11 protein-coding genes are annotated in these 12,166 nt (G+C 64.2%); 8 read left to right on the forward strand and 3 right to left on the reverse strand.

The window, feature by feature from the left end:
- Positions 1 to 29: 29 nt before the first annotated feature.
- The 3 genes from GSQ83_RS07715 to GSQ83_RS07725 all read left to right on the forward strand — a co-directional run bounded on the left by GSQ83_RS07715 (position 30) and on the right by GSQ83_RS07725 (position 4,879).
- The gene (locus GSQ83_RS07715; RefSeq protein ID WP_158802288.1) at positions 30 to 3,251 is read left to right on the forward strand and encodes an error-prone DNA polymerase; all 3,222 of its coding nucleotides are present in this window, start codon (positions 30 to 32) and stop codon (positions 3,249 to 3,251) included.
- A 90-nt stretch (positions 3,252 to 3,341) separates the two neighbouring features.
- Entirely contained in the window at positions 3,342 to 3,797 is a 456-nt protein-coding gene (locus GSQ83_RS07720; RefSeq protein ID WP_158802289.1) for a hypothetical protein, read from the forward strand.
- Positions 3,798 to 4,072: 275 nt separating this feature from the next.
- Positions 4,073 to 4,879 carry a YdcF family protein gene (locus tag GSQ83_RS07725; protein WP_158802290.1) on the forward strand — a complete coding sequence of 269 codons (807 nt, stop codon included), beginning with the start codon at positions 4,073 to 4,075 and terminating at the stop codon, positions 4,877 to 4,879.
- Here the strand turns inward: GSQ83_RS07725 and GSQ83_RS07730 are convergent.
- On the reverse strand, positions 4,819 to 5,394 hold the full coding sequence (locus GSQ83_RS07730; RefSeq protein WP_158802291.1) for a M23 family metallopeptidase: 576 nt from the start codon (positions 5,392 to 5,394) through the stop codon (positions 4,819 to 4,821). The two genes, GSQ83_RS07725 and GSQ83_RS07730, sit on opposite strands and share 61 nt — an antisense overlap.
- 48 nt (positions 5,395 to 5,442) lie before the next feature.
- Here GSQ83_RS07730 and GSQ83_RS07735 point away from each other — a divergent pair, with 48 nt between their 5' ends.
- The 5 genes from GSQ83_RS07735 to GSQ83_RS07755 all read left to right on the forward strand — a co-directional run bounded on the left by GSQ83_RS07735 (position 5,443) and on the right by GSQ83_RS07755 (position 9,852).
- Positions 5,443 to 6,099 (forward strand): OmpW family protein, encoded by a 657-nt coding sequence (locus tag GSQ83_RS07735; protein ID WP_158802292.1) that lies wholly within the window; start codon positions 5,443 to 5,445, stop codon positions 6,097 to 6,099.
- Between the two features lie 74 nt (positions 6,100 to 6,173).
- Positions 6,174 to 7,112 carry an NAD(P)H-dependent glycerol-3-phosphate dehydrogenase gene (locus GSQ83_RS07740; protein ID WP_158802293.1) on the forward strand — a complete coding sequence of 313 codons (939 nt, stop codon included), beginning with the start codon at positions 6,174 to 6,176 and terminating at the stop codon, positions 7,110 to 7,112.
- A gap of 34 nt (positions 7,113 to 7,146) precedes the next feature.
- The gene (locus GSQ83_RS07745) at positions 7,147 to 8,463 is read left to right on the forward strand and encodes an AmpG family muropeptide MFS transporter (protein ID WP_254065556.1); all 1,317 of its coding nucleotides are present in this window, start codon (positions 7,147 to 7,149) and stop codon (positions 8,461 to 8,463) included.
- Entirely contained in the window at positions 8,450 to 9,187 is a 738-nt protein-coding gene (locus tag GSQ83_RS07750; protein ID WP_158802294.1) for a CoA transferase subunit A, read from the forward strand. The genes GSQ83_RS07745 and GSQ83_RS07750 overlap by 14 nt, the downstream gene beginning before the upstream one ends.
- 11 nt (positions 9,188 to 9,198) lie before the next feature.
- A complete protein-coding gene (locus tag GSQ83_RS07755) occupies positions 9,199 to 9,852 on the forward strand; it encodes a CoA transferase subunit B (protein ID WP_158802295.1) in 654 nt (217 codons plus the stop codon).
- Positions 9,853 to 10,496: 644 nt separating this feature from the next.
- Here GSQ83_RS07755 and GSQ83_RS07760 read toward each other — a convergent pair.
- Entirely contained in the window at positions 10,497 to 11,063 is a 567-nt protein-coding gene (locus GSQ83_RS07760; protein ID WP_158802296.1) for a hypothetical protein, read from the reverse strand.
- A 241-nt stretch (positions 11,064 to 11,304) separates the two neighbouring features.
- On the reverse strand, positions 11,305 to 12,166 hold an 862-nt coding region (locus GSQ83_RS07765), incomplete at its 5' end, for an MFS transporter (protein WP_158802297.1).

Raw genomic sequence — 12,166 nt, forward strand, 5'->3', positions numbered from 1 at the left:
CGTTCTGCCGACCAACACCGGGTTTCGCGATGGCCTATATCGAGCTTCAACTCACCACGAACTACTCCTTCCTGCGCGGCGCGAGCCATGTGGAGGAGTTGATCGCGACGGCCCAGCTGATGGGCTACGAGGCAATCGCGGTCACCGATCGCAACACCGTGGCGGGCATGGCCCGCGCCTCTCAGAGAGCGGAAGAGGCCGGGCTGCGGCTGGTGCCGGGCTGCCGGCTGGTGCTGGAGGATGCGCCGTCCCTGCTCGTCTACCCGACGGATCGGGCGGCCTGGTCCAATCTCTGTCGGCTGCTAACTTTAGGGAAACGGCGCGCGCATAAGCACGGGCTGCCCGCCGGGTCGTGCCTGCTGCACTGGGCGGATGTGGCGGCTCATGCGCGCGGGCTGATCGCCGCCATGCTGGGGGATGAACCGGACGACGCCTTGCCCGGCCACCTCACCCGCCTGCGTGATACGTTTCCCGACCGCGCCTATCTCGCCTTCAGCCTGCGCCGGCGCCCCGGCGATGCCGTGCGGCGGCACAACCTCGCCATGCTCGCCCAGTCCGCGCGGGTGCCGCTACTGGCGACCGGCGATGTGCTGTATCACGAGCCCGAGCGGCGCATCCTGCAGGACATCGTGACCTGCATCCGCGAGCACACGAAGATCGATGATGTCGGCTTCCGGCGCGAACGCTTCGCCGACCGTCACCTCGTGCCGCCCAAGGAAATGGCGCGGCTTTTCGCCGACTACCCCGAGGCCATCGCCAATACCGAGATCATCGCGAAGCGCTGCAAATTCGCGCTGAAGGATATCGAATACCAATATCCGGATGAAAGCGAGCGGCCGAATGAAACGGCACAAGACATGCTCGAAAGATTGGTCTGGGAGGAAGGCGTTGCCTTTCGCTATCCGAATGAGCTGCCGGAGAACGTCGCCGCTCAGCTACGGCACGAATTGACGCTTATCGCCGAAATGAAATACGCGCCGTATTTCCTCACGGTGCATTCCATCGTGAGGTTTGCCCGATCAAAGGGCATCCTTTGCCAAGGCCGCGGTTCGGCGGCGAATTCCGCTGTGTGTTACGTGCTTGGCATTACCGAGATCGATCCGGTTCTCTCGGGCCTGCTGTTCGAGCGCTTCGTTTCCGCCAACCGCAATGAGCCGCCGGATATCGATGTCGATTTCGAGCATGAGCAGCGCGAGATCGTCATCCAATGGGTCTACAGCCACTATGGCCGCGGCCATGCCGCGTTGTGCGCGACCGTCATGCGCTTTCGGTCGCGCGGCGCGGTGCGGGATGTCGGCAAGGTGCTCGGCTTGTCGGAGGATGTGACGGGAGCGCTGGCGGCGCAGGTTTGGGGCTGGTCACGCGATGGGGTTGAGCGCGAACATGCGGAGGCGCTCAATCTCAACCTCGAGGACCGGCGGCTGCGGATGACGCTGGATCTCGCCCGCCTGCTGATCGGTTTTCCGCGCCAGCTTGGCACACATCCCGGCGGTTTCGTGCTGACCCGCGACCGGCTGGACGATCTCGTGCCGGTTGGGCCGGCGGCGATGGAGAATCGCCAGGTCATCGAATGGGACAAGGACGATATCGACCATTTGAAATTCATGAAGGTCGATGTTCTCGGGCTTGGCATGCTCGGCTGCATGCGCCGCGCCTTCGACTTGATGGAAACGCATAAGAATTTGTCGCTCACAATGGATACGATACCGAAGGAGGACAAACCGACCTTCGCGATGATCCAGAAGGCCGATACGCTCGGCACTTTCCAGATCGAGAGCCGGGCGCAGATGTCGATGCTGCCGCGACTCAAGCCGGCGAAGTTTTATGATCTCGTCATCCAGGTCGCGATTGTCCGGCCGGGACCGATCCAAGGCGATATGGTGCATCCCTATCTGCGGCGACGGGAAGGGCGGGAGAAACCGGACTATCCGACACCGGAATTGAAACGGGTGCTGGCGAAAACGCTCGGCGTGCCGCTGTTCCAGGAACAGGCTATGCAGGTCGCGATCCATTGCGCGGGCTTTTCGCCGAGCGAAGCAGACCAGCTCCGACGATCGATGGCGACCTTCAAGGTGACAGGCGGGGTAAGCCAGTTCCGCGAGAAGTTTCTCAAGGGCATGGCAGACAATGGTCACAATGCCACCTTCGCGGAAAATACCTTCCGGCAGATCGAGGGATTCGGCTCGTACGGTTTTCCCGAGAGCCATGCCGCGAGTTTCGCGATCATTGCCTATGCGAGCAGTTGGGTGAAGTGTCATCACCCCGACGTCTTCTGCTGCGCTTTGCTCAATAGCCAGCCTATGGGTTTTTATGCGCCTGCGCAGGTGGTGCGGGATGCGGCGGCGCATGGCGTCGAGATCCGGCCTGTGTCGATCAATGCCTCGCGCTGGGATTGCACTTTGGAGGGGAACACCGGGTCTCCGCACGCGGTCCGGCTCGGGCTGCGCATGGCCAAAGGGCTCGGCAATGAGGATGGCGCCAAAATCGTGGTGCAGCGGGCGGACCGTCCCTTCGCCACGGTGGAGGAGACTTGGCGGCGCTGCGGCGTGCCCGTCGCGGCGCTGGAGCGGCTGGCCGAGGCGGATGCCTTCTCGCCGATCGGCCTCGATCGGCGGCAGGCGCTTTGGGCGATCCGTGGTTTGGCCGATAGCGCCTTGCCGCTTTGGGCCGCCGCTGATGCGGGCGCCCTGCCTCAGGCCGAGGTGGCGGAGCCTGGGGTTTCCCTGACAGTGATGAGCGAGGCGCGGGAGGTGGTGGAGGATTACCGCAGCGTGAGCCTCACGCTGCGCCGCCATCCGGTGGCGTTTCTGCGCCCGGCCCTGAAGGCACGCGGCGTGGTACCCTGCGGCGATCTCCCTTCCGCGCGAGACGGACGATGGGGACGATTCGCCGGCCTCGTGCTGGTGCGGCAGAAGCCCGGTTCTGCCAACGGCGTGATGTTCATTACCATCGAGGACGAGACGGGGATCGGCAATGTCGTGATCTGGCCCTCGGTCTTCGACGCCAACCGGCCGCTGATCATCTCCGCCCGCATGCTGGAGGTGCGTGGCCGGATCCAGCGAGAGGGGTTGGTGGTGCATATCGTGGCGGCGACGGTTGGAGATCTTTCGCCGATGCTGGCGTCGCTAGGCCGGGGCGAGGAGGATTTTCCCCTGCCCCATGGCCGTGGCGACGAGGTCAAACGCGGCAGTGCGCCGGACCCTCGGGAGGGCAAACCCGGCATCAAGGTGCCGACGCGGGACTTCCGCTGACAGGCGGTCCGGCGGGTTCTCAGGCCGCCCAGGTTGTCTTGAAGGCCTGGGGCGGCGTAGTTTCCAGCCCGATTTCAGGTAGGACAGTCCATGACCGAGGTTTCTGCATCACGTTCCTCCCCTCGCCGCGCGCTGCTCTCCATGGTGCTTCTGGGAGGCGCGCTGCTGCTCGGCTTCGCCGCGCCGGCCTTGGCACAGAGCTCCTGCGGCACCCCGCCCTCCGGCCTGGTGCGGCTGTGGACCGGTATCGGCTGCACGGGCTCGACGGAGGATATGTCGGCGAGCGGACCGGTGCCGAACTTCCCAACAACATCCCTGTCGAACGGCACGGGGCAGTGGATCGCGGTTTATGATGCGGCCGACCCGAGCCAGGCCAATCACACCCTGTTCGTGCAGAACGGCTGCTATTACCCGGACCTCGCGCTGTTCCAGTGGCAGGGCGGCGGCACCTGGGCCGGGATGGTGCGCGGCATCCAGATCCTGCCGCCGGGCAGCGATCCGGCCGCCTATCCGGCGCCGGGCAAAGTCATCGGCCGCTGCGAGTAGGTTTTCGGCAGTGGTGCTGCGGGATCGCAACGTGCTCCTGACTTAGTTGGCCAACCCGTTGAGCGGTCCTCGCCTCCGATTGGCTTTCGGCTTGAACCTCGCCCATTCCACCACGTCATGCTCGGCGAAGGCCGGGCATCCACGCCTTTTCTTGCTTCACAAAGCGCCAGGCGTGGATGGCACGCCTTCGCGTGCCATGACGGATCTCTGGATCGCGTTCATTACACATCTTTGCCCCTCGCCACCCAACATCACCGGTTGAATGGGCGGCCCAAGTGTTCCTAATCTCGAAACTACTCTGGATCCTGCTGAGGCCGAGCAGCTTCTTGCTGCTGCTGGGCCTCCTGGGACTGTTGCTGCTCTACGCTCGGCGGCGCGCTGGGGCGCTGGTCTGCCTTACGCTGTCGCTCGGCGCGATGGGGTTGGTGGTCCTGCTGCCGATCGGTCCCCTCATGCTGGAGCCGCTGGAAGGCCGGTTCCCGCAGGTGACGGTGCCGCCAGCGCAGGTGGATGGCATCATCGTCCTTGGCGGCGCGGTCGATACCGATCTAACCGAGGCCCATGGCATCCCGGCGCTCAACGATGCGGCCGAGCGGATGACGACGCTGGTGGCCCTCAGCCGGCGCTATCCCGCTGCTATCCTGGCCTTCACCGGCGGCAACGGGCGACTGCTGCGCGGAAGGCTGAGCGAAGCGGATGTAGCGCGGTCTTTATTCGACTCGCTGGGCGTGCCGCCCGGCCGGGTGCGCTACGAGAGCGGATCCCGCACGACCTATGAGAATGCGGTTCTGCTCAAGCGGCTGCTGATGCCACGTCCAGATCAGCACTGGGCGCTGATTACGTCGGCCTGGCATATGCCGCGCTCGGTCGGCATTTTCCGCAAAGCCGGCTGGAACGTGCTGCCCTGGCCGGTCGGTTATAAGACGGCGATGCGGCTCGATGTGCTGATGTTGGGCGGGCTTCCGGAACGGCTCGGCATGATCGACCTCGCGAGCCATGAATGGGTGGGGATGGTGGCCTATCACTTGCTCGGCCGCACCGATGCCTGGTTTCCAGCGCCGCAGGGGACGACGCCGAGATAGGGTGCGGGATCGACGCGGTGTCCGTCCACCGCGATCTCGAAATAGAGGTGGGTGCCGAAGGTAAGGCCGGTGCGGCCGATGCGGCCAATCCATTGGCCGGCCCGGACCTGCGTCGCGCCCTCGGCCAGTGCCGGTGAGACCTGGCCGAGATGGGCGTAGAGCGCGCGAAACCCGTCATGCTGGACCGCGACCTCAAGCCCGCCCATGCCGCGGCGATCGATGCGGATGACGCGGCCATTCGCCACCGCCCGCACCCAGGCGCCCGCCGCCGCGCGCAAATCGACGCCCCAATGATAGGTGCCGGCGATCGGCTGCCCGGCGATGATCCTCGGACCGAAGGGAGATGTCACGCAGCCAGGCGAGACCGGAACGATCAACGTCGGCAGGGAGGTGGCGGCGGGTGCCGAGGCAGCAAGCGCGGGAACTGCCCAAACACCCAGTAATACGCCAAGAAACGTTGCGCGGCCGAGGGATAGCGCCTCAACCTCTATTAAATACTGGAAGACGGCGCGCAACTTCGATACAGCGAGTCTGGAAGAACACTGAGTTTCTCCGGAGGCGTCATGACGCGTGCTGCTTCTCGGGTGCTTCTTGCGGGTGGCCTTGGCCTCTTCTCTTGGGCAGCGCAGGCACAGTCGGTCCCGCCAGCGGGCGGCCTCAGGGCGGGAAGCCTGATCGTGCGAGCCTCGGTCATCGGCATTCTGCCGGAGGATCGCAATTCGACGGTGTCGTTGATTGGCGGTCATATCGACGTCGATGACACCGTCTCCCCGGCTTTCGATCTGTCCTACTTCGTCACCGACCATATTGCGATCGGCGCCACTACCGGGTTTCTCCGCACCAGCCTGTCGGCCCATGACACGCTGCTGGGGACCGTGCCGATCGGCAAGATCTCCAGCGTGCCGCTGGTTGTAACGGCCGAATACCACTTCCTGCCCAATTACCGCTTCAACCCCTATATCGGAGCGGGTGTCGCGGCCGCCTGGTATTACGACGCGAATCCGGAGGGGCCGCTGGTGCAGACTTTCGGGGTCGATGCGGCGGCCGGGGCCGCGCTGCAGATCGGCGTCGACTATCAGATCAGTGGCCCGTGGTATGGCAACTTCGATATCAAGCAGCTGTTTCTCTCCGCCCATGCGCGGATCAATCATGGCGAGGTCACGGCCGATACCGACATTGACCCGCTCATAATCGGCGCGGGACTCGGCTACCGCTTCTGAAACGCGACTGACCGGCTGGACATCCACCGACTTTGCCGTAAGGCGTCCTGCGTGAGCAGCGCGCGGATCGCCCCATGATGGAACACGGCACCCTTCGCGTGCTGGTGATTGGCTATGGCGCCTTCGGCCGGGCCCTGGCGGCGGCGCTGCAATGCCGAGGCGATATCCGGGTGGAAGTATTCAGCCGCCGGCTGGTAACGGAGTTCTTGGCCGCCTCGCGGTTCCTCCATCACCTCGAACACATCGAGCTGGCGGCGTACGACGTGGTGATCCTCGCACTGCCAAGCCGGGCACTGGCGGAAGTGCTGGGGCAGATCGCGCACCCGGTCGCGCCGACGGCTACCTTTCTGTCCTGCATGAAAGGGATGGATGGCGCCGCCTGCGCCTTCCCCACCGAGGTCATCGCTCGGCATTTTCCGTCCCATCCCATCGGCATGCTGTCCGGTCCCACCTTCGCGAGCGAGATGCAGGCGGGCCATCGCGTCTGGATGTCGCTCGGCTGCACCGATCTGGAACACGGCCGGACACTGGCGGAGCGCCTTGCCGGGCCGCGCCTGGGCCTGCAGGCAACGTGCGACTTGCGGGGTCTGGAGATTGTCGGCGTGACGAAGAACATCATCGCACTCGGCGCCGGCCTCTGCGAGGGATTGGGTCTCGGCGAGAATACGCGTGCGAGCTACGTGGCGCGGGGCATTCGCGAACTCGGCCGGCTACTGCCGCTGCTGGGCGCCTCGGCCGGGACCTTGTTCGAGCCGGGCGCGCTTGGCGATCTTATCCTGACCTGCACCTCCGCCCAGTCGCGAAATTATCGCTATGGCAGGGCGCTCGGCGAGACGGCGGATATTCCGGCTTCGGGCGTGCCTGCGCCGCTCGCTGAGGGTCAGCAGTCGATCGAAACGTTTCTCGCCTTTCTTCGCCGCGGCGAAGTGCAGTCCGTTTTCTTCGAGCGTCTCAGCGCGGCCGTGCGGCGGCCAGCGGAGTTGCGGCCCCTGTTGCTGGAGGCAATCGACTGATGGCCGAACCATTCTTGCCGTGTGAGACTATGGCGTGAGTCCTGACAACCGGCCCTCCCTCCGCACCATCCTCGCCGACCGCCGGCTTTGGCTTATGACCGGCTTCGGTTTTGCCTCCGGCCTGCCGCTGCCGCTATCGGGCTTCACGCTGCGGCAGTGGCTGGCGGAGGGGAATGTCGGGCTCGGACTGATCGGCCTGACCGCGACGATCGGCCTCGCCTATGCGCTGAAGTTTCTGTGGTCGCCGATCTTCGACAATGCGGCGCCAGGCCCCCTCGCCCGGCTTGGCCGAAGGCGTGGCTGGCTGCTGGGCGTGCAGCCGCTGCTCAGCCTCGCTTGCCTTTCCATGGCATTGGCGAGTCCCAGCGCGTCGCCGTTTTTGCTGATCGGGCTCGCGGCGCTGCTCGCTTTCTGCTCGGCGAGCCAGGACACCATCATCGACGCCTGGCGTATCGAGAGCTTTCCCCAGGCGATGCAGGGCACGGCCCTCGCGGGCTATGTCTGGGGCTATCGGGCGGCGCTGCTGGTTTCGGGCGCCGCCGCGATCCGCCTCGCGACCAACCTAGGCTGGCATGGCGTTTTCGTCGTTATGGCGGCGCTGACCTTGATCGGTCCAATCGTGACGCTGATGGCGCGCGAGCCAGCGCTGGCGGCCTCCTTGGTGCGGGAGCTTGGCGCCAAGGTTTCCTTCGCCAGGCGTTTCGCGCGGTCGGTGGCGGAGCCGTTGCGGGAGTTCCTGTCGCGGCGCGGTGCCACCGCCATCCTCGCCTTCATCGTGCTGTTCCGGCTTGGCGAGGCGCTGGCCGGGACGATGCTGCCGCCCTTCTACCGTCACCTCGGCTATGACCGGGCGCAGGTCGCGCTGGCGAATGGGCCGGTGTCGCTGGTGGCCGTGCTGGTGGGCGCGGCGGTCGGCGGCTGGCTGGTCGCGCGGATCGGGACCGGACGCGCGCTGCTCATTACCGGCTCGTTCCAGACGCTCTGCATGGGCATGTATGTGCTGCTGTCCTATTCCGCCGGCAGCCACGCCGTTCTGATCCTGACGGCGGCGGTGGAATCCGGGGCCGAGGGGCTCGCGGACGCCGCTTTCATCACCTATCTGTCGGGCCTCTGCGACCGGCGGCATACGGCGACGCAATATGCCCTGCTCTCCTCGGTCGCCGCGCTGGCGCTGCGCACGGTGGGAGGACTCTCGGGCTTCATGGCTCATGCCCTCGGCTGGCATGCCTTCTACGTTATGACGGCTTTAGCGACGCTTCCCTCAATAGCCGTCATGGTCTACCTGCTGCGGCGTTACCCGCCACGGGAGATACCCGTGGCTCAGGATGGAGAGCTGAATGCCATCGTCTAAGGTTCGGGCCAGCGCGAAGGATGCATTGGCGGATGTTCTGAAGGACGGGATGCTGATCCTGTCCGGCGGCTTCGGCCTGTGTGGCATTCCCTCCGCTCTTATCGAGGCGATCCGCGAGAGCGGCGTGACCAATCTCACCATTGTCTCCAACAATGCCGGCATCGATGGCGTGGGCCTCGGCGTGCTGCTGGAGAGCAAGCAGGTGAAGAGGATGGTCAGCTCCTATGTCGGAGAGAACAAGCTGTTCATGCAGCAGTTCCTGGCCGGCGAGCTGGAGATCGAGTTCAATCCGCAGGGCACGCTCGCCGAGCGCATTCGCGCCGGGGGCGCCGGCATCCCGGCTTTCTTCACGCGCACCGGCTATGGCACTGCGGTCGCCGAGGGCAAGGAAACGCGGGAGTTCGATGGGCATCACTACGTAATGGAGCGTGGGATTTTCGGTGACCTCGCGGTAATCCATGCCTGGAAGGGCGATACGGAGGGCAACCTCATCTATCGAAAGACCGCGCGCAACTTCAATCCGATGATGGCGACGGCCGCGAAGGTGACGGTGGCGGAAGTCGAGGAGTTGCATGAGCCGGGCAGCTTCGATCCCGACCACATCGTGACGCCGGGCATTTACGTATCGCAGCTGGTGAAGCTGGATGTGATCGACAAGCGTATCGAGCAGCGCACGGTGCGCAAGCGCGAAGCGGCACCGGCGCTTGCCGGCAGCGACAGTTAGGGAGCGGCATCATGGCCTGGACACGCGATGAGATGGCGGCCCGCGCGGCGCGCGAGTTGCATGATGGCTTTTACGTCAATCTCGGCATCGGCATTCCGACGCTTGTGGCGAATTTCGTGCCGCCCGACATGAAGATCATCCTGCATAGCGAGAACGGCATGCTGGGGATGGGTCCGTTTCCCTTCGAAGGGGAAGAGGATGCCGACCTCATCAATGCCGGCAAGCAGACCGTGACGGTGCTGCCGACCACGAGCTTCTTCGACAGCGCCGAGAGCTTCGCGATGATTCGCGGCGGGCACATCAACCTTTCTATTCTCGGCGCGCTTCAGGTCGCGGAAAATGGCGATCTCGCGAATTGGATGGTGCCCGGCAAGATGGTGAAGGGCATGGGCGGCGCTATGGATTTGGTCGCCGGCGTCAAGCGCGTGGTGGTGCTGATGGAGCATACCGCGAAGGGCGAGGCGAAGATCCTCCGCGAGTGTAGTTTGCCACTGACCGGCAAGGGCGTGGTGGATATGATCGTCACCGATCTCGGCGTCTTCGATGTCGCCCGGCCGGGTCTGACTTTAGTGGACCTCGCCCCCGGGGTGACCGTGGACGAGGTGCGCGGCAAGACGGAGGCTTCCTTCGATGTGCATCCGGAGTTGGCCAGACGCGCTGCCTGACCAGTTGCCGTTGGAAAGGAAATAGGGCGCCTACGCCCCTCTGCGAAATAGACGTGCCAGGGCCGCTCTCAACCCCCGCCGCTGTGGAGGCTCGATATCACTTAAAACTGGGTGATCGGGTCGTCGGTTCTGCCGAGCGATGAACGCAGAATTTATTGCACGTTGATTTCTGATGTGAGCGGTCGTAAGCGTCCCCAGCGACTTTCCATCCGCGGAGCAGTCTTCACGACGCCGTTTGGCTCATTCTGCGGGTTGGCAATTAGTGGCGCCAGTAAACGCTCGAACTCAGCAATTGTCACCCTGACGTCAGCGAGGTTTGGTGGCGCAGTTGAGTTCGAGTCTGTGAGGAAGCCAAGAGCGCGCTCCTGGAGCGGGACCGCGAAATCGTGCTTACCCGGATCGATTGGTGACTGATGGGTGGTCGATCGTGCTGCCAGACTCGCTACCCGTGACATGTCGTTCCCCTCTCTGCCAGCGCGAAATGCTCACGACTACAAACGAGACTAGGGAACAGGATTGAGTAAAAAGTAAAAGCACCAGACCGCGGTCGAGGCTGGTCCTAAGCCCATAGGCTTTGAGACGAGGCTAGACTCAAGCGCCTGACAACGAAACTCTCCTAGCGATGCTTTCGTCGCTGAAAAGAGTCATAAAGTTACACCAAGGTCTTTTAAGATTGTCATTAAGGAAGCTGCTGTGCTGATAGCCTGCGTGATTGGCTTAAAGGCCTTATCTAAGTAGTCGCCAAATTTAACGATCTTCTCGATCGTCGTGAGCGACTTCTTAGTATCGGGTTCGGATTTTGCGGGCGGTGTAGGTGCGGCGGCGGACGTCGAAGTCTGCACGACAGGCTTCGAGCCGACTAGCTGTGTGACATCAGCGGACGAGTTCGGAGCAGCCTCCGGCTGAATTAGCTTCAGGACCGAGATGACCGCGTCAAGTTCCTCGATGGCTTTGTCATCCCCGGACGACGCGCGCCTGGCGCGCGTCTCCAGCCAATTTAGAGCCTGGATTTGCAAGTTTGTCGTATTCCTGGCGACCGTCAACCGGCGCCCGAGAGCCTTCGCATCGACTGTAGCCTTGGGCCGAGCGAGCAAGAGGATATCGGAAAACTTCCGCGCTTCGACTAAGCCATTAGCGATCGAAGCCTTGGAGAGATCGGGCGAAACCACGCGGGCATGGCGAAACGCCGCGGCCGGTTGAAGTCGAGACATGTTGGCAGGACGTCCTCTGCATCAGGAGCACACAACTTCGGCGCTCAGATAAATACTCGACCAAGTGAAAGGACACGGGCGGGTTACGCCGGCCAGTGTCGCTTGCACCCGCACAAGCTATTTGTGTCTCGGACAAAGAACAAGATTGTTTCGAAAATGAAATTACTGAGACGGTTCTGCGTCTAATCAGCGTTTCGCTGGCAGCGACTAGCGAGCTGCTCGCCCAATTCAGTATGCGCCGCTAATCCGCCGAGACGCCTCGCACCCGCCATGCCGCCGCGGCGATTCCCGCCGCGCCGATCGTGGTGGCCAAGGCGCAGGCGGCCATGGCGTCGAACAGGCCGAGGTCGTCCGCGATGGCGCCCAGGGCCACTACTGGCAGCAGGTTGCCGATATAGCCGACGGCATAGGCGAGCGAGACGAGGGTTGCTCGCGAGTGCGGTGGCGCGCTGCGGCTCGCCAGCGCCGCCGAGCCGGCGAAGCAGCAGCCGAAGCCCGCCCCTGTCAATACCGTCCCAAGACAGAAGATGACGGCGGAATCCATGGCTGCGGCCAGAGTGCAGAGCAGCAGGCTCAGCCCCATGAGAATGGCGCCGCCGACCAGCATACGCTTCAGCGTCATGGACCGGGTGAGCAACTGACTTGTTCCCGCGACGACCTGGAAGGCGGAGACGGTCAGGCCGGCAAGTGCTGCGCTATGGATGCCGATCAGGTGGCGGGCGAAGGTCGGCCCCAGGCCCACGAAGGTCCCGCCAACCATCCAGGCGAGCGCCATGCCGGCACAGGCGATGACATAGGGCAGCCCCGCGTTGCGCAGCGTCCGGCCAAAGCCGTCAGTGGCGATCCCGACCGACAGATGCACGACCGGCGACGTGGCTGGCCACGCCGTGCGTGACAGGCAAATCGCCGTCACCACCGCCGCGACGGCGAGGACGATGTAAGGCGTGACGCTCGGCGCGGCGTTCAAGGCGAGCGCGGCGCCGCTCAGGATGGGCCCGAGTGTGCCACCCGCCGTAATCGCCACGGTGGCGATGACAGCGGCTTTTTTGCCGTCCCGCTTGGGATCGAGCTCGACGAGCGCCGCGGTCGCGGGTCCCATGACG

The sequence above is a fragment of the Acidisoma sp. L85 genome, from assembly GCF_009765865.1.
In the GTDB taxonomy this organism is placed as follows: Bacteria; Pseudomonadota; Alphaproteobacteria; order Acetobacterales; family Acetobacteraceae; genus Acidisoma.